The 16,345-nt window shown below is 73.9% G+C and carries 17 protein-coding genes and 1 riboswitch; of the genes, 10 read left to right on the top strand and 7 right to left on the bottom strand.

Annotated features, from left to right (window positions below):
- The first annotated feature begins 4 nt into the window (after positions 1–4).
- From mnhG to RF647_RS01085, 5 genes are all read left to right on the top strand, one after another.
- On the top strand, positions 5–451 hold the full coding sequence (gene mnhG / locus RF647_RS01105) for a monovalent cation/H(+) antiporter subunit G (RefSeq protein ID WP_368810352.1): 447 nt from the start codon (positions 5–7) through the stop codon (positions 449–451).
- Between the two features lie 60 nt (positions 452–511).
- Positions 512–790, top strand: a complete 279-nt coding sequence (locus tag RF647_RS01100) for a DUF4235 domain-containing protein (protein WP_368810129.1) — start codon at positions 512–514, stop codon at positions 788–790.
- A gap of 137 nt (positions 791–927) precedes the next feature.
- Positions 928–1,047: riboswitch (TPP riboswitch) on the top strand.
- A 90-nt stretch (positions 1,048–1,137) separates the two neighbouring features.
- Positions 1,138–1,758 carry an ECF transporter S component gene (locus tag RF647_RS01095; protein ID WP_368810128.1) on the top strand — a complete coding sequence of 207 codons (621 nt, stop codon included), beginning with the start codon at positions 1,138–1,140 and terminating at the stop codon, positions 1,756–1,758.
- The gene (locus RF647_RS01090; RefSeq protein WP_368810127.1) at positions 1,755–3,554 is read left to right on the top strand and encodes an ABC transporter ATP-binding protein; all 1,800 of its coding nucleotides are present in this window, start codon (positions 1,755–1,757) and stop codon (positions 3,552–3,554) included. Before RF647_RS01095 ends, RF647_RS01090 begins: the two co-directional genes overlap by 4 nt.
- The gene (locus tag RF647_RS01085) at positions 3,551–4,348 is read left to right on the top strand and encodes an energy-coupling factor transporter transmembrane protein EcfT (RefSeq protein ID WP_368810126.1); all 798 of its coding nucleotides are present in this window, start codon (positions 3,551–3,553) and stop codon (positions 4,346–4,348) included. Before RF647_RS01090 ends, RF647_RS01085 begins: the two co-directional genes overlap by 4 nt.
- Positions 4,349–4,356: 8 nt before the next feature.
- Here RF647_RS01085 and RF647_RS01080 read toward each other — a convergent pair whose 3' ends face one another.
- From RF647_RS01080 to RF647_RS01065, 4 genes are all read right to left on the bottom strand, one after another.
- Positions 4,357–5,238 (bottom strand): aminotransferase class IV, encoded by an 882-nt coding sequence (locus RF647_RS01080; RefSeq protein ID WP_368810125.1) that lies wholly within the window; start codon positions 5,236–5,238, stop codon positions 4,357–4,359.
- Positions 5,239–5,267: 29 nt separating this feature from the next.
- Positions 5,268–5,861, bottom strand: coding sequence for a uridine kinase (locus RF647_RS01075; protein ID WP_368810124.1), 594 nt, complete (start codon positions 5,859–5,861; stop codon positions 5,268–5,270).
- Positions 5,858–6,397, bottom strand: coding sequence for a low molecular weight protein-tyrosine-phosphatase (locus RF647_RS01070; RefSeq protein ID WP_368810123.1), 540 nt, complete (start codon positions 6,395–6,397; stop codon positions 5,858–5,860). The genes RF647_RS01075 and RF647_RS01070 overlap by 4 nt, the downstream gene beginning before the upstream one ends.
- A gap of 84 nt (positions 6,398–6,481) precedes the next feature.
- On the bottom strand, positions 6,482–8,455 hold the full coding sequence (locus RF647_RS01065; RefSeq protein WP_368810122.1) for a BCCT family transporter: 1,974 nt from the start codon (positions 8,453–8,455) through the stop codon (positions 6,482–6,484).
- 327 nt (positions 8,456–8,782) lie between these two features.
- Between RF647_RS01065 and dnaK the strand changes: the two genes are divergently transcribed.
- From dnaK to RF647_RS01045, 4 genes are all read left to right on the top strand, one after another.
- Positions 8,783–10,639, top strand: coding sequence for a molecular chaperone DnaK (gene dnaK, locus RF647_RS01060; protein ID WP_031282565.1), 1,857 nt, complete (start codon positions 8,783–8,785; stop codon positions 10,637–10,639).
- Positions 10,636–11,298, top strand: coding sequence for a nucleotide exchange factor GrpE (locus RF647_RS01055; RefSeq protein ID WP_109244091.1), 663 nt, complete (start codon positions 10,636–10,638; stop codon positions 11,296–11,298). Before dnaK ends, RF647_RS01055 begins: the two co-directional genes overlap by 4 nt.
- 164 nt (positions 11,299–11,462) lie before the next feature.
- Positions 11,463–12,479, top strand: a complete 1,017-nt coding sequence (locus RF647_RS01050; protein ID WP_368810121.1) for a DnaJ C-terminal domain-containing protein — start codon at positions 11,463–11,465, stop codon at positions 12,477–12,479.
- A gap of 1 nt (position 12,480) precedes the next feature.
- Positions 12,481–12,921, top strand: a complete 441-nt coding sequence (locus tag RF647_RS01045; RefSeq protein ID WP_133409162.1) for a heat shock protein transcriptional repressor HspR — start codon at positions 12,481–12,483, stop codon at positions 12,919–12,921.
- A gap of 25 nt (positions 12,922–12,946) precedes the next feature.
- On the opposite strand, the gene RF647_RS01040 is transcribed toward RF647_RS01045, so the two are convergent.
- Genes RF647_RS01040 through RF647_RS01030 form a run of 3 tightly spaced genes read right to left on the bottom strand, consistent with a single transcriptional unit; the run spans position 12,947 to position 14,881 of the window.
- Positions 12,947–13,474 carry a GNAT family N-acetyltransferase gene (locus tag RF647_RS01040; RefSeq protein WP_368810120.1) on the bottom strand — a complete coding sequence of 176 codons (528 nt, stop codon included), beginning with the start codon at positions 13,472–13,474 and terminating at the stop codon, positions 12,947–12,949.
- Positions 13,471–14,262, bottom strand: coding sequence for a tRNA (guanosine(46)-N7)-methyltransferase TrmB (gene trmB, locus RF647_RS01035; protein WP_368810119.1), 792 nt, complete (start codon positions 14,260–14,262; stop codon positions 13,471–13,473). Before trmB ends, RF647_RS01040 begins: the two co-directional genes overlap by 4 nt.
- A gap of 4 nt (positions 14,263–14,266) precedes the next feature.
- Positions 14,267–14,881 (bottom strand): TIGR00730 family Rossman fold protein, encoded by a 615-nt coding sequence (locus RF647_RS01030; protein WP_368810118.1) that lies wholly within the window; start codon positions 14,879–14,881, stop codon positions 14,267–14,269.
- Between the two features lie 177 nt (positions 14,882–15,058).
- On the opposite strand from RF647_RS01030, the gene RF647_RS01025 reads away from it, so the two are divergent.
- A complete protein-coding gene (locus RF647_RS01025) occupies positions 15,059–16,324 on the top strand; it encodes a multidrug effflux MFS transporter (RefSeq protein WP_368810117.1) in 1,266 nt (421 codons plus the stop codon).
- Positions 16,325–16,345: the final 21 nt, after the last annotated feature.

Below are 16,345 nucleotides of genomic sequence, written 5' to 3'. Positions count from 1 at the left end.
CGCCGTGCTGGACACCGTCCTGGACGCCGCCGCGGCCGTGTGCCTCGTGGTCGGCGCGCTCATGTCCCTCGCCGCCGCGATCGGCCTGGTCCGCTTCCCGGACCTGCTGACGCGCATGCACGCCGGCACCAAGCCCCAGGTCTTCGGGCTGCTCCTCATGCTCACGGCCGTCGCCCTCGAGAACCGCGAACCCGTCATGATCCCGCTCATCGCCCTCGGCTGGATCTTCCAGCTGCTCACCGTGCCCGTCTCGGCGCACATGGTGGGACGCTCGACGTACCGCACCAAGCACCTGAACCGGACCACGCTGACCCAGGACGACCTGCAGAAGGTCCTCAACCGCGCCGCGGAGGGCGGGGCGGAGGGCGTCGCCGCGGGACCGCCGGTGCCGAGCCCGGACGGCCGGCGAGCGGACGGACAGCAGACTGACGGATCGCCGGGGACGCGTTAGGCTGGGCAGGATCGACAGGGCGCACCCGCGTCCCCCTCGGACGACAAGGAGCAGCACTCCATGAACACCAAGGTCCTCGAACTCGTGGGCACCGGCCTCTCGCTCGGCGGCGTGGCGCTCTCGCACAAGGTGCTCGGCGCGGCGTGGACGCGCATCACCGGCGACCCGCCCCCCGCCAAGAACCCGGACCCGGACGAGGCCTGGACGGGCATCATCATCTGGTCGCTCGTGACCGGTCTCGTGGGCACCGTCATCAAGGTCGCCATCTCCCGCCAGATCGCGAAGATGGAGAACAAGCCGCAGACCAACCCCAAGGCCTCGAGCCAGGCCGAGGTCTGAGGCCCGGCGAGCACCTCGCGCAGGGGCCCGTCCGGCCGGACACCGCACCGGTGTCCGGCCGGACGGGCCCCTGCGTCGTTCACCGGCCGTGCACCGGTCGTGCACGGAGCGGGCGAGGGAGGGGTAGACTCGGTGCCACTGAACGACAGGGGAGCGCCCCGCCGGTGAGACCGGCGCGGCGCTGAGAGTGCGGATCGCCGCAGACCCTCGAACCTGCTCCGGCTAGCACCGGCGAAGGGAGTCGAGCATCTCAGGGGTGCTTCCCCGGGAACGCGCCACCGGCGCGGCCCGCGGAACCCCGTCCCCTCCTGGCACCGACGGCTCGCTGAGCCCAGGAGGAACCCACCGTGAACACCACCACCCACCGCCCCGCCCGCCGCCCCGGCACGTCCCGTGCGTCGTCCTGGCGCGTCGTCGACATCGTCGTGGCCGCCGTCCTCGCCGCCGTGTGCGCGGTCGTCTTCTGGGCGTGGTCGAACCTGCTCTACCCCGTGGTCGGCACGGCCGCGGTCGCCTACCCGCCCGCCGTGGGGCTGATCGCCGGCGGCTGGCTCGTGGCCGGCGTGCTCGGCGGACTGATCATCCGCAAGCCCGGCGCCGCGCTGTTCTGCGAGCTGCTCGCCGCCGTGATCGAGAGCTTCCTGGGCACCCACTTCGGCCTGCTGGTCGTGCTCTCCGGCCTCGTCCAGGGCATCGGCGCGGAACTGGCCTTCGCCGCCTTCCGGTACCGCCGGTTCGACGCCCTCGTGGCGGCCGTGGCGGGCGCCGTGAGCGGGATCTTCCTCGGCGTCCACGAGAACATCGTCTACAACTACGAATGGGCGCTGAGCCATCAGGTGGTCTATGTGGTCCTGGCGGCTGTCTCCGGGGCGGTGCTCGCGGGCCTGCTGATGCAGGCCGTGGTGCGGGCCCTCGCGGCGACCGGCGTGCTGCAGGGCCTCGCGTCGGGGCGGGCCGTGCGGCGATGACGGCTCCCACGACCCCGGGCCCCGTGGTGCCCGCCACCCACGGGGCCCGGGTTGAGGCCCGCGGCTTCGGCTGGCACCACCCCGGGCGGGACGCGGCGGCGCTGCGCGGCCTCGACCTCGTGGTGGCGCCGGGGGAGCGCGTGCTCCTGCTGGGACCCAGCGGGGCGGGCAAGTCCACCCTCCTGCACGCCCTGGCAGGAGTCCTCCACGACGACGACGGGCAGTCCGCCTCCGGCGAGCTGCTGCTCGACGGCATGCCGCCGGAGCAGGCGCGCGGCCGGGCCGGGCTCGTGCAGCAGGACCCCGAGTCCCAGGTGGTGCTGTCCCGGATCGGGGACGACACCGCCTTCGGCCTCGAGAACCTCGCGGTGCCCCGGGAGCAAATCTGGCCGCGGGTGCGCGCGGCGCTCGACGACGTGGGGCTGGACCTCCCCCTCGACCACTCCACCGCGGCCCTGTCCGGCGGGCAGAAGCAGCGCCTGGCGCTCGCGGGCGCCGTGGCCATGAGCCCCGGGTTGCTGCTGCTCGACGAGCCGACCGCCAACCTGGACCCCGCCGGCGTGCGGCAGGTCCGCGACGCCGTGGTGTCCTGCCTCGACCGCAGCGGCGCCACGCTCGTGGTCGTGGAGCACCGTGTCGCCGTGTGGGCCGAGGTCGTGGACCGCGTCGTCGTGCTCGGCCGGGACGGGAGCATCACCCACGACGGCGCGCCGGGCCGGGTGCTCGGCGCCGCGGCCGACGAGCTCAGCGGCGCGGGGGTGTGGGTGCCCGGCCGGGTGCCTGCCACGCGTGCGCCCGCTCGCCCCGCCGCGGGTCCCGGTGCAGGCTCCGGTGCACATTCCGCCGGGGGTCCCGCCGGAACCCGGGCCGCCGGCTCCGGGGCGGACGGCGCACCGCTGCTGAGCGCCACCGGTCTGGGCGTCTCGCGCAGCCAGCCCTCGGCGCGGCAGCTGCGCGCCCGGCGGCGGGCGCGGCGTCGCGGCCGCCCGGTGGACGACGCCGCCGCGGGCCGGGACCTCCCCACGGCGGTGGCCGACGTGGAGCTGACCCTGCGACGCGGCCGCGCGCTCGCGCTGACCGGGCCGAACGGCGCCGGCAAGTCCACGCTCGCGCTGACGCTGGCGGGCCTGCTCGCCCCCGTGCGCGGCACCGTGCGGGCTCACCCGGTCCTCGACCGCGGCGCGAGCCCCGACCCGCTCGAGTGGAGCGGCCGGGAGCTCGTGGCCCGCGTGGGGACGGTCTTCCAGGAGCCCGAGCACCAGTTCCTGCGCGCCACCGTGCGGGCCGAGCTCGAGCTCGGCCCCCGGTTGGCCGGCACGCCGGAGGCCGAGCGGGAGCGCCGCACGGACGAACTGCTCCGCCGGCTGCGGCTCGCGCACCTGGCCGACGCCAACCCGTTCACCCTCTCCGGCGGCGAGAAGCGGCGGCTGTCCGTGGCCACGGTGCTCGCCACGGACCCGGACGTGCTGGTGCTCGACGAGCCGACGTTCGGTCAGGACGCCCTGACGTGGGCAGAGCTCGTGGACCTGCTCGTGGAGCTCGTCGACGCCGGCACGTCGGTCCTCGCCGTGACCCACGACGAGGACTTCGTGCGGGCGCTCGGCGCCGAGGTGCTGGCGCTGGGCACCCCGTGCAAGCGGGGCCACGCCGCTCGCACGGCACCGGCGGCGGAGGGGGCGGCGGCCGTTCCTGCCGTGCGGTCCGCGTCCGCGGCAGGCAGTGCCCCGGCCGCTCCGGCGGCGCCGGGCGCCGGCGCGGTGCGGGTCGTCCCCGCCCGGCGGGAGCCCGTCCGGTGAGCGCCACCGCGATCGCGCCGTCGGCCCGGACCTCCCTGCTGGGGCGGACGAACGCGGTGGTCAAGCTGGCCGGGGCGCTGCTGCTGACCGTGGTGCTGCTGCTCAGCGCGGACCCCGTGACGTCGGGGACCGTGCTGCTGGGCGAGGTGCTGCTGCTGGCGCTGGCCGGTCAGCGCCCGCTCGCGCTGCTGCGCCGGGCGTGGCCGGTGGTCGTGGCGGCGCTCGTGAGCGGGTGGGGCACGGCCCTGCTCACCGAGGACACCGGGCCGGTGCTGCTCGACCTGGGGGTCACCGGGATCTCGTCCGGCTCGCTGGCCGCAGGGGTGGCGATCGCCCTGCGCGGGCTGGCGCTGGCGCTGCCCGGGCTGATGCTGGTGCTCACCACGGATCCCACGGACCTCGCCGACGGCCTCGCCCAGACGCTGCGCCTGCCGGCCCGCTTCGTGCTCGCGTCCCTGGCCGCGCTGCGGCTGGTGGGGGTGATGGTCTCCGAGTGGGCCACCCTGGCGATGGCGCGGCGGGCGCGCGGGGCGGGGGCCGGGCACGGTCCGGTGGGCGCGCTGCGGGAGTTCGGCGGCCAGGCCTTCACCCTGCTGGTGCAGTCCCTGCGACGGGCCACCCGGCTCTCGGTCACCATGGAGGCCCGCGGCTTCGGTGCGGGTCCGCGCACGTGGGCCCGCGTCCCGGGGTACTCCTGGCGGGACGCCGCGGTTCTCGCGGGCTGCGCGGCCGCCGCCGCGGCGGGCCCGGCGGTGTCCGCCCTGCTCGGGACGCACCGGTTCATCTGGGCCTGAGCGAAGGATCAGGCCTGCTGGACCCAGCTCGTGACGAGCCTCGTCAGGTCCGGGTCCACCGGCAGCGGCTGGTGGTCGAGCCGGCGCACCGGCACCGCGAGCCGGACGCTGGAGACCAGCCACACGGCGTCGGCCTCCATGAGGTCCACCGGGTACAGGGGCCCGTAGCCGAGCTCCCAGCCGTCCCGGCGGGCGGCGGCGAAGATCTTGGCCTGCGTGGTGCCCGGCAGGATCCCGTGCGAGGGCTCCGGCGTCAGCAGGGTGCGGCGGCCGGCGCGCACCCGGGCGCAGACCACGGAGGACGTCGCGCCCTCCAGGATCCTGCGCCCCTCCGTGGTGAAGACCGCCTCGTCCGCGCCGAGGGAGCGGGCGTGGCGCAGGGCGGCCATGTTGATCGCGTAGGAGAGCGTCTTGGCCCCGGGGAGCAGCCACGGGTACCCCGCGTCCTGGGCGGGGTCGTGGCCGCGCGGCAGCAGCACCGCGGTCACGCCGTCCCGGCGCTGCCGGAACGTCGTCTCCGGCACGGGGCTCACCACGATCCAAGACCACGGGCCGTCCGCCGGGGTGCCGCGGCTGATCACCACCTTGACGGCGTGCTCGGCCCCCAGGCCGCCCTCCCCGCCGGGGGCGGCGTGGGCGAGCGCCAGCTCCACCGCCCCGCGCACGTCCCGCGCCGACGGCACGGGCAGCTGCGCCAGCCGCGCGGAGGCCGACAGCCGCTGGTGGTGGGCCTCGAACTTCTGCACGAGCCCGTCGACGGCGCGCATGGTCTCGAAGACACCGTCTCCCCGGGTGAGCCCCTGGTCGTCGATCCGCACGAGCGGGACGGACGGATCGGCGAGGACGCCCTCCGGGTGGGCGGCGTCGAGGACGACGACGGTGCTGGTCACGGATCCTCCTGTCGGTGCGGTCGCGGGGCTCAGCAGACCGGGCCGGGGTGCAGGATGTCCACCTGTTCCCAGACGTGGTCCTCCGCCAGGTAGGCGTCCTCCTGGGCGGCCCAGCGGTCCCAGTGCTCGGCGTAGTAGGAGCCGTCACGGCTCAGCGCGCGGTCGTAGCGTAGAGCGGTGGGCAGCTCGACCCATACGGAGACGTCCAGCAGCTCCCGGGCCTCGGCGCTGCACGCGCCGACGCCCTCCAGGATCACGACCTCCGCCACGCGGGTCAGCCGCGGGGTCCCCGGGGAGCCGGTGACCCAGTCCCAGGCGCTCCACTCGGCGTCCCGGCCCTGGTCGAGGTGCGTGAGGACCTCGTCCACGTAGGTGCGGCGGCCGGGGCCTAGCCCGTCCCAGCCCGGGTAGAGGTCCTCGAGGTGGAAGAGCGTCACGTCCCGCACCGGGCGCAGCACCGCGGCGAGCTGCTCGGCGAGGCTGGTCTTGCCGGCCCCCGAGCGCCCGTCGATGCCGATGAGGTACGGGCGGCGGGTGGGGGAGGGGAGCAGCCGCGCCAGGTTGGTGCCGGCGGGGTGGGCCGCGGCGAGCGCCGGATCCAGCTCGAGCTCGATGTCGATCACGCGCGTCCGGCGTCCTGCGCGGGGCCCGGCGCGGCTCGCCGGTCGGCGCCGAGCTCCCGGACGACGGCGCGGACCACGCCCGGCACGGCGGCGTCGATCATGCCCCAGGTGGACTCGAAGTCCTCGGGGCCCCCGTACCAGGGGTCGTAGATCCCCAGATCGCCGTGCTCGAGGTCCTCGACGGCGGGGTCGAACTCCCGCAGCAGCCGCACCTTGGCGGCGGCGGAGGGGTCCGGTGCGAGCGCCCGCAGGCGCTGCCAGTGCACCACGTCCAGGGCGAGCACGAGGTCCCGGTCGCCGAAGCGGACGGGGTCGAAGACCTGGGCCGCGTGCGCGGAGGCGTCGAGCCCCTCGCGGCGCAGGAGGTCGCCGGCGCGGGGGTCCACGGGGTTGCCGAGCTCCTCGTCGCTGACGCCGGCCGAGTCGATCCGCACGCGCTCGGCCAGTCCTGCGGCCTCGAAGGCGCGGCGCAGGGCGAACTCCGCCATGGGCGAGCGGCAGATGTTGCCGGTGCACACGGCCACGATCGAATACATAGCGGGCAGTCTAAGCCGTCCGGTCCCGGCACGAGAAGTGCGGCCGCCGCCCCCAGGGGCGACGGCCGCACGGCGCGGGTCCGGTCAGGGCCGGCGGACGGTCGGGTCGAGCGGTCGCTGCTCGTCCGGGTCCAGTCGTTCCTGCCGGGCGTCCGGACGCTCCTGCTCCTGGTCAGCCTGCTGGCCGGAGGCCGAACCGGTCTGCGCGGCGAGGTCGATCTCCTCGCCGTTCTCGTCGACCCGCCGGTACCAGTCGGTGACGGCCGGGTCGTGGGAGTCGAAGGTCTCGCCGGCGGCACGGGCGCCCGGGGCGTGCTCCACCTGGAGGGCGAAGTCGTCGCCGTGCTCCTCGATGCCGTGGATCACGGCCTTGCGCACCGCCGTGAGGGCGAACGCGTGGCGGATCGTGGCGGGGTCGCTGCGCAGGTCCTTGTAGAAGGAGACCATCAGGAAGGCGACGATCACCGCGAACGGCAGGGCCGAGACGGTCACGAGGTTCTGCATGCCGGTCAGGGCGTCGTCGCCGCCCACGAGCATCATGACCGAGGCGATGCCGCCGAGGCACAGGCCCCAGAACACGACGATCGGCCGGTTCGGCTCCGGCTGGCCCCGCTGGGACAGCGTGCCCATGACGATGGACGCGGAGTCCGCGCTGGTCACGAAGAAGATGCCGATGACGACCATGGCGAGCACCGAGGTGATCGCGCCGAAGGGCAGGGCGTCGAGCATGCCGAAGAGCGCGGCCTCCTGGCCGCCCGCGGCGGCCAGGTCGGTCCCGGTGCGCTGGAGGTACATGGACGTGCCGCCGATGACCACGAACCAGAGCACGCACATCGAGGAGGGGACCACGAGCACCACGGTCACGAACTGGCGCAGCGTGCGGCCGCGGGAGATCTTCGCGATGAACATGCCGACGAACGGGGACCAGGACAGCCACCAGGCCCAGTAGAAGACGGTCCAGCCGCCCGCGAAGGCGGTCGCGTCCTCGCCCCAGCCGCCGGTCTGACCGGTCATCCAGAGGTACTCCTGCAGGTAGGTGCTGAACACGGCGGGGACCAGGTCCAGGATCAGGACGGTGGGCCCGGCCACGAACACGAACAGGGCCAGCAGGAAGGCCAGCAGCAGGTTCGTGTTGGAGAGGTAGCGGATGCCGCGGGCCACGCCGGAGACCGCCGAGACCACGAAGGCGGCGGTGAGGACGGCGATGATCGCGATGAGCCCGCCGTTGCCGACCGGTCCCCAGCCGGCGACGATCTCGAGGCCCCGGGAGATCTGCAGCGCGCCGATCCCGAGCGAGGCCGCGGTGCCGAAGAGGGTCGCGAAGATGGCGAACACGTCGATGAGCCGGCCCAGGCCGCCCTCGGCGCGCCGCTGGCCGATGAGCGGCACGAAGATCCGGCTGATGAGCGGGGAGCGTCCGCGGCGGTAGGCGCCGTACGCGACGGCCGCCCCGACCACGGCGTACATGGCCCAGGGGTTGAGACCCCAGTGGAAGGCCGTCTGGACGAGGGCGTAGACGGTCATCTCCTCGGAGCCGGGCTCCGCCCCGAAGCCGGGCACGCCGGCGCCGAAGTGGCTGAGTGGCTCGGAGGCGCCGTAGAACATGAGGCCGATGCCCATGCCGGCGGCGAAGAGCATGGCGAGCCAGGAGAAGAAGGAGTACTCGGGCTTCTCGTCGTCCATGCCCAGGGGGATCCGCCCGGTCCGGGTGAAGCCGACGACGAGCATGAACAGCACGGCGGCCGTGGACAGGGCGGTGAAGAACCACCCGGTGTTGCCGGTCACCCAGCCCAGGGCCGCGGTGGAGGCGGCCGTCAGGGACTCGGTGGAGAGCACGCCCCAGGCGATGAACCCCACGATCAGCGCGGCGGTGACGGTGAAGACCACCTTGTCCGTGCCGTAGTGCAGCTTCTGGTCCTCGACGGCGATGCCGGGGACGAGGGCGGGGTGGATGCCGTGCGGGTAGTTGATCTCCCGCAGCACCTCCCGCGGCTTCGGCCGGCGGGAGCCGTCGGCCTCACTGGACGGATGCGGCGAATGGGGTGGCGTGGTGCTCACGGTGGCTCCTGAGGTGTCGGGGTGCGTGCGGTGTCGTGTCGGTGCGTGCGGTGACGTGCGGGGCGGACCCGGGGGGTGTGGCGGTGGCCCGCGGGAACGGGCTCAAACACTCCACGGTATCCGACGTCCTGCCCCAGCGGCAGGGAGTGCGCGGCGTCTCACATCACCCGGCACCCCGGGTTGAGTCGATGTGGCTCAACTTAAGTTGACATCAGCGGCTCACGTGGCAGACTTGAGCCAGGAAAACTCAAGAACTGAGACCTCCGGGACCCCAACGGGGCCGGTACGGCCCGCCCGGTTCAGCTCGACCCGAAGGAGAACACGTCCATGTCTCGTGCAGTAGGAATCGACCTCGGCACCACCAACTCCGTGGTGTCCGTGCTGGAGGGCGGCGAGCCCACCGTCATCGCCAACGCCGAGGGCAACCGGACCACGCCGTCCGTCGTCGCCTTCTCCAAGGACGGCGAGACCCTGGTGGGCGACATCGCCAAGCGCCAGGCCGTCACCAACGTGGACCGCACGATCGCCTCGGTGAAGCGCCACATGGGCACCGGGTGGTCCACCGACATCGACGGTAAGAAGTACACGCCGCAGGAGATCTCGGCGCGCATCCTGATGAAGCTCAAGACCGACGCCGAGTCCTACCTCGGCGACAAGGTCACCGACGCCGTGATCACCGTCCCGGCGTACTTCAACGACGCCGAGCGCCAGGCCACCAAGGAGGCCGGTGAGATCGCCGGCATGAACGTGCTGCGCATCGTCAACGAGCCCACCGCCGCGGCGCTCGCCTACGGCCTGGAGAAGGGCAAGGAGGACGAGCTCATCCTGGTCTTCGACCTCGGCGGCGGCACCTTCGACGTCTCCCTGCTGGAGGTCGGCAAGGACGAGGACGACTTCTCCACCATCCAGGTCCGCTCGACCGCCGGCGACAACCGCCTCGGCGGCGACGACTGGGACCAGCGCGTGGTCGACTGGCTGCTGGCGCAGGTGAAGTCGAAGACCGGTGCGGACCTGTCCAAGGACAAGATCGCCCTGCAGCGCCTGAAGGAGACCGCGGAGCAGGCCAAGAAGGAGCTGTCCTCCGCGACCAGCACCAGCATCTCCCTGCAGTACCTGTCCGTGACCCCCGAGGGCCCGGTGCACCTGGACGAGCGTCTCACCCGCGCCAAGTTCGAGGAGCTCACCCGGGACCTGCTCGAGCGCACCGAGAAGCCGTTCAAGGACGTCATCGCCGAGGCCGGCATCTCCGTGTCCGACATCGACCACGTGGTGCTGGTGGGCGGCTCGACCCGCATGCCCGCCGTCGCGGAGACCGTCCAGCGCCTGGCCGGCAAGGAGCCCAACAAGGGCGTGAACCCGGACGAGGTCGTCGCCGTCGGCGCCGCGATCCAGGCGGGCGTGCTCAAGGGCGACCGCAAGGACGTGCTGCTCATCGACGTGACCCCGCTGTCGCTGGGCATCGAGACCAAGGGCGGCGTGATGACCAAGCTCATCGAGCGCAACACGGCCATCCCCACCAAGCGGTCCGAGACCTTCACCACCGCCGAGGACAACCAGCCGTCCGTGTCCATCCAGGTCTTCCAGGGCGAGCGCCAGTTCACCCGGGACAACAAGAACCTGGGCACCTTCGAGCTGACCGGCATCGCCCCCGCCCCGCGCGGGATGCCGCAGATCGAGGTCACCTTCGACATCGACGCCAACGGCATCGTGCACGTCTCCGCGAAGGACAAGGGCACCGGCACCGAGCAGTCGATGACCATCACGGGCGGGTCCTCCCTCTCCAAAGAGGACATCGACCGGATGGTCAAGGACGCCGAGGCCAACGCCGAGGCGGACCGGGTGCGCCGCGAGGCGGCCGACCTGCGCAACAACGCGGAGCAGCAGGCGTACTCCGTCGACAAGCTCCTGAAGGACAACGATGAGAAGCTGCCCGCGGACGTCAAGTCCGAGGTGCAGGCGGACGTCGACGCCCTGAAGAAGGCGCTCGAGGGCGAGGACGAGGACGCCGTGAAGTCGGCCTACGACAAGCTGCAGCAGTCCCAGACCAAGCTCGGCGAGGCCCTCTACGCGCAGTCGCAGACCGAGGGCGCCGAGGGCGCCCCGGGCGCGGGCGCCACCGGTGCCACCGGTGACGAGGACATCGTCGACGCCGAGGTCGTCGACGACGAGGACGAGAAGAAGTGAGCATGCCCGACCCCACGCCAGGACCCGACGAGAACGCGGACGACCACGGCGCCGGGAGCGTTCCCGGCGACCCCGCCGCCCACCCCGGCGAGCAGTCCGCGCAGGACTCCGGCGCCGGCCCCCGCGAGGAGGCCGGCCCGGAGGGCCTGACGGTGGACGACATCCTCTCGACGCCCCAGTCGACGGACGCGGAGTCCGGGGACGCCGCACCGGCGCCGGCCGCCGCGGAGGAGTCCCCGGCGGCCGCCCTCGCCGAGGAGCGGCTCGAGGAGCTGCGCCGGCTGCAGGCCGAGTTCGTGAACTTCAAGCACCGCACGGCGCGCGAGAAGGAGCAGCTGCGGACCTTCGTGACGGGCGACCTCCTGCAGACGCTGCTGCCGGTGTTCGACGACATCGACGCGGCCCGGCAGGCGGGCGACCTCACCGACGGCCCATTCGCGGCGATCGCGAACAAGCTCGAGGAGACCCTCGTGCGGCACGGGCTGGTGCGCCTCGGGGAGGTCGGGGAGAAGTTCGACCCGAACGTCCACGAGGCGGTGCTGCAGCAGCCCACGAGCGAGGTCGAGCCGGACCAGGTCTCGATGGTGCTGCGCTCCGGCTTCCGGATCGGCGAGCGCGTGGTGCGGCCGGCCCAGGTCGCCGTCGCGGTCGCCGAGTGAGGCCGGACCCGGCCTGATCCCGGCGACGTCAGGGGAGGCCCGTCCGTCGGGCCTCCCCTGACCCGTCCACCCGTCCCCGGCGCCGCCGCGCCGGGGACGACCCCCGGACCACCACCGGGTCCTGCTCCGCAGGACCCCCACCGGCCCCACAGAAAGGAGGCGTCATGGCCAGCCAGGACTGGATCGACAAGGACTTCTACAGCATTCTCGGCGTCTCCAAGGACGCGTCCGCCGCCGATGTCAAGAAGGCCTACCGCAAGCTCGCCCGCCAGTACCACCCGGACCAGAACCCGGGGGACACGGAGGCCGAGCAGCGGTTCAAGGACATCACCGAGGCGAACTCCGTGCTCTCCGACCCCGAGGAGCGCAAGCAGTACGACGCGATCCGCGCGATGGGCTCCGGGGCGCGCTTCACCGCCGGCGGCCCCGGCGGCGCCGGGGGCTCGGCCAACTTCGAGGACCTCTTCGGCGACATCTTCGGCGAAGGCGGCGGAGGACGCCGCCGCCGCACGACCTACTCCACCGGCGGCGCGGGCGGCCCCGGCGGCCCGGGCGGGTTCGAGGACCTGTTCGCCCAGTTCGGCGGTCAGACCGGGTACGGGGCGCCGGGCGGCTACCAGGCCCCGCCGGCGCGCGGGGAGGACATCCGGACGGAGACGACCATCCCGTTCCGCTCCTCGGTGCACGGCACCACGGTCAAGCTGCGCCGGGGCAACGGCCAGGAGACCACGGTGCGGATCCCGCGCGGCGTGCGCGACGGGCAGAAGCTCAAGCTCGCCGGCAAGGGCCACTCGGGTGCCGGCGGGGCCGGCGACCTCTACGTCACCGTCCACGTGACCCCGCACCCCTTCTTCCGGCGCGTCGAGGGCACGGACGACGTCGAGGTCACCGTGCCGATCACGTTCCCCGAGGCGGCCCTGGGCGCCACGATCGAGGTGCCCGTGCTGGACGGCGGCACCGTGCGCGTGAAGGTGCCGGCGGGCACGTCCTCGGGCCGGCGCTTCCGCGTCAAGGGGCGCGGGTTCGGCACGGCCAAGGGCACGGGCAACCTTATCGTGACGGTCGAGGTGCACGTGCCGGCCGAGCTGGACGAGCAGGCGCAGGCCGCCGTCCGGGCGTTCGCCGAGGCGACCGCGGACGAGGACCCCCGGGCCCGCCTGGCCGAGAAGGCACGGGTGTGAGATGGCACTGGACGCCGACCAGCCGCTGTTCGTGATCTCCGTGGCCGCGGAGATCGCGGAGATGCACCCGCAGACGCTGCGCCAGTACGACCGGCTCGGCCTCGTCAGGCCGTCCCGCGCCCCCGGACGCGCCCGCCGCTACTCGCAGCGCGACATCGAGAAGCTGCAGCAGATCCAGGTGCTGTCCCAGCAGGGTGTGTCCCTCGAGGGCATCCGGCGCATCCTCCAGCTGGAGAACCAGGTTGCGGCCCTGCGGTCGCGGGTGGCGGAGCTGTCCCAGGAGCTCGAGGACGCCCGGGACCGGGCCGAGGAGTCCTCGCGGATCTTCGCCGCAGGCGTCGGCGGGGACGTGGTGCGCATGGCCCGCGGCGCCCGCCCCCGGGCCCGCAAGATCTCGCAGGCCGTGGTGCTGTACCGGCCCCCGCGCCAGCAGGAGCGCTGAGCCGCACCGGTGCCCGGCCGGGCGGTCAGCGCAGGTGCTTCTCGAAGCCCACGTCGTACACGCCGCCCGGATAGACCCGGGCGGTCCCGGGCAGCAGGACGTATCCGCTGCTGCGGTACAGGGCGGCCGCCTCCGGCTGGCGGCTGCCCGTGGTGAGGTGGATGCGCCGGTAGCGCGCCGCGGCGGCGAGCCGCTCGAGCTCGGCCAGGATCCGCCGCGAGATCCCCCGCCGGCGGTGCGCCGGGGCGGTCCACACCCGCTTGAGCTCCGCCGTGGCGTCGTCGTACCGGCGGAACGCGCCACCGCCCACCGTCGTGCCGCCCTCGCGGAGGAGCAGGAGCGCTCCGGCGGGGGCCGTGAAGTCGTCGACGGGGTGCTCGGCCATCTCCTCCGCCCCGATCTCGGGACCGTAGCGCTCCACGTACTCGTGGTGCAGGCCCTCGAACAGCGGCTGCGCGCGGGGATCGCCCGGGGGCACGACGACGAAGCCGTCCCGCTCCGGGCCGGGCACTGCGCGCACGCCGCTGCGCTCCGCGCCGGGGACGGCGCTCACGCCGTCCGGCGGTAGACGAGGTCGCGGGGGACGCGGCCCGCCTCCCGCGCCTTGCGCTCGAAGCTCGTGAGGACCCGTCCCTCCCAGCGCGGGGCCCACCCGGTGTCCGGGTGCTCGTCGTCGGCGAGCGGGCCCGGGTGGACGTTCTCGAACTGCGGGGACGCGTCGAGCACCTCGCGCATCACCAGGGCGTACTCCTGCCAGTCCGTGGCGAGCCGCCACAGCCCGCCCGGGACGAGCACCCGGGCGGCGAGCTCGGCGAACGCGGGGGAGACCAGGCGCCGCTTGTGGTGGCGGGTCTTGTGCCAGGGGTCCGGGAAGAACACCCACAGCTCGTCGACCGAGGCCGGGGCGAGCATGTGCTCCAGGACCTCGGGCGCGTTGGCCTGCGCCACACGGACGTTGTCCACCCCGGCCTGGGCCGCCTTGAGCAGCAGATCCGCGATCCCGGGCTTGTACACCTCGACGGCGAGGAAGTTCCGCGCCGGGTCCTGGGCGGCGGCGTGCACGACCGCCTCGCCGAGCCCGGAGCCGACCTCCACGACCAGCGGCGCCTCGCGCCCGAAGGCCGCGGCCGCGTCGAACTCGTGGTCGGGGTGGACGGAGGTGTCCGTGCGCACGCGCGGGACGTCGAGCACCCGGGTGGGCGCCCAGTCGTCCCAGGCCTTCTGGCGGCGGGCGGTGAGGCGGTCGCCGCGGCGCACGAAGGAGTACGGCCGGCGGTGGAACGCCTCGGGGACGGGGCCCTGCGCGGGGTTCTCGGCGGGGGAAGGGGTGTGCTCGCTCATCGCCCTACATCCTAGGGGCTGGGCGGGCGGCGGGCGCGTCGGCGCCGGGAACGGGCGGCTCGGACCAGCGCCGGCGGGGCGCCTCCCACGCTGCGAACCGGGCGAGCAGCTCGTCCGAGTCCTGGGCGACCACGGCGGCGTCCCGGTACTCGGGGCGCACGAGACCGGCCGCGGACATCGAGGCCACCGCATCCAGCAGGGGCCTCCAGTATCCGGCCACGTCCAGGAAGCCAACCGGCTTGGCGTGCACCCCCACCTGCAGCCAGGTCCACGCCTCGAAGATCTCCTCGAGGGTGCCCAGGCCGCCGGGCAGGGCCACGAACCCGTCGGCGAGCGCGGCCATCTCCGCCTTGCGCTCGTGCATCGTCCGGACGATGCGCAGCTCGGTCAGCCCCGTGTGAGCCGTCTTGTCGTCGACGAGCGACTGCGGCATGACCCCGACCACCTCGCCCCCGGCGGCCAGCGCGGCGTCGGCGACGACGCCCATCAGCCCCACGTGGCCGCCGCCGTAGACGACGCCCACGCCGCGGCGGGCGAGGGTTGCGGCGAAGGCTCGGGCGGCCTCGGGGAACAGGGGGTCGGAGCCGAGGGATGCCCCGGTGTACACGGCGAGTCTCATGAGGACATTGTCGCTGTCGCTGTCGCTGTCGCTGTCCCTGGTCCCCGTCGCAGTCCCTCATCCCCGTCCCTCGTCCTCGTCCCTCATGTCTGTCCCTCGTCCTTCGCCACGTCGCGGCGTCGATAGCATGAGGCGCGCCCCGCGCCCGCCCTGCCGACCCGTGCCGAAGGACCTCCCGTGAGCTCATCGCCGCCCGACGACCCCGTGCGCTCCCGCCTGCGCCTCTCCGGCGGCAAGGACCGGGTGGTGCTGGTGGCGGCGCTGGGGATCCTCAGCGCGGTGAGCCCGATGGCCACCGACATGTACCTGGCCTCGATGCCTGCCATGGCCGGGCACTTCGGGGCGTCGGCCTCCGCGGTGCAGCTGACGCTGACCACGTACATGGTCGGCATGGCCGTGGGGCAGTTCCTGCTCGGGCCCGTGTCCGACGTGCTGGGCCGGCACCGGCTCATGGTGGCCGGCAACGCGCTGTTCCTGCTCAGCTCCGTCGCCGTGGTCCTGGCCCCGACCATCGGGACGGTGCTGGTCCTGCGCGCGGTGCAGGGCCTCGCCGGGGCGGCCGGCGTCGTGATCGCCCGCGCGGTGGTCTCGGACATCGCCTCCGGCCGCGGGGCCGCGAAGCTGTTCTCGATCCTCGCGACCATCACCTCCCTCGCCCCGGTGGTGGCCCCGCTCCTGGGCGGGGTGATCGCCACGGTGGCCCCGTGGCAGACCGTGTTCTGGGTGCTCGCGGCGTTCGGGCTGCTGATGCTGGCGTGCTCCGTGCTCGTGGTCCCCGAGACCCTGCCCCCGCACCGGCGGCACCGCGGCGGGGTCGGCGCCGTCGTCACCGGGTCCTGGCGGGTGCTGCGCACCCCGTCCTTCATGGCCTACGCCCTCGCCTTCGGACTCGCGTTCGGCGCCCTGTTCTCCTACATCTCCGCCTCCTCCTTCGTGCTGCAGAACGTGCTCGGCTACTCGGCGCTCGGCTACTCCGTGGTGTTCGCCGTCAACGCGGGCGGCTCCATCCTGGGCGCGGTCGTCAACACCCGCCTCGTCGACCGGGTCGAGCCCGGCACGATCCTCCGCACCGCGATCGTGGTCATGGCCGCCGTCAACGTGGTGGGCCTGGGCCTGGTGCTGGCCGGGATCACCGGGTGGACCACCCTGGCGCACCTCTTCGTGAGCCAGACCTGCATCGGCTTCGTCATGGGCAACGCCGTGGCCCTCGCCCAGGGCCGGGTCCCGGGCCGGGCCGGGGCCGGGTCGGCGGTGCTCGGACTGGTCCAGTTCCTCCTGGGCGGGCTCGTGAGCCCGCTGACCGGCCTGGCCGGTCAGCACACCGCCCTCCCGATGGCCGTGTCCATGGCGGTGTGCTCGCTGCTCGCCGCGGGAGCCGTGCTGCTCGCCCGCCGCCTCTCGCGGCGGGCGCCGGAGGGCCCCGCCGCCCCGTCCGGCCCGTAACCGGGCGGAAACGGGCAGGGG

The sequence above is a fragment of the Kocuria sp. CPCC 205263 genome (assembly GCF_040981075.1).
Classification (GTDB): Bacteria; Actinomycetota; Actinomycetes; order Actinomycetales; family Micrococcaceae; genus Kocuria; species Kocuria rosea.
This window is presented reverse-complemented; position numbering and strand designations above follow the sequence as displayed.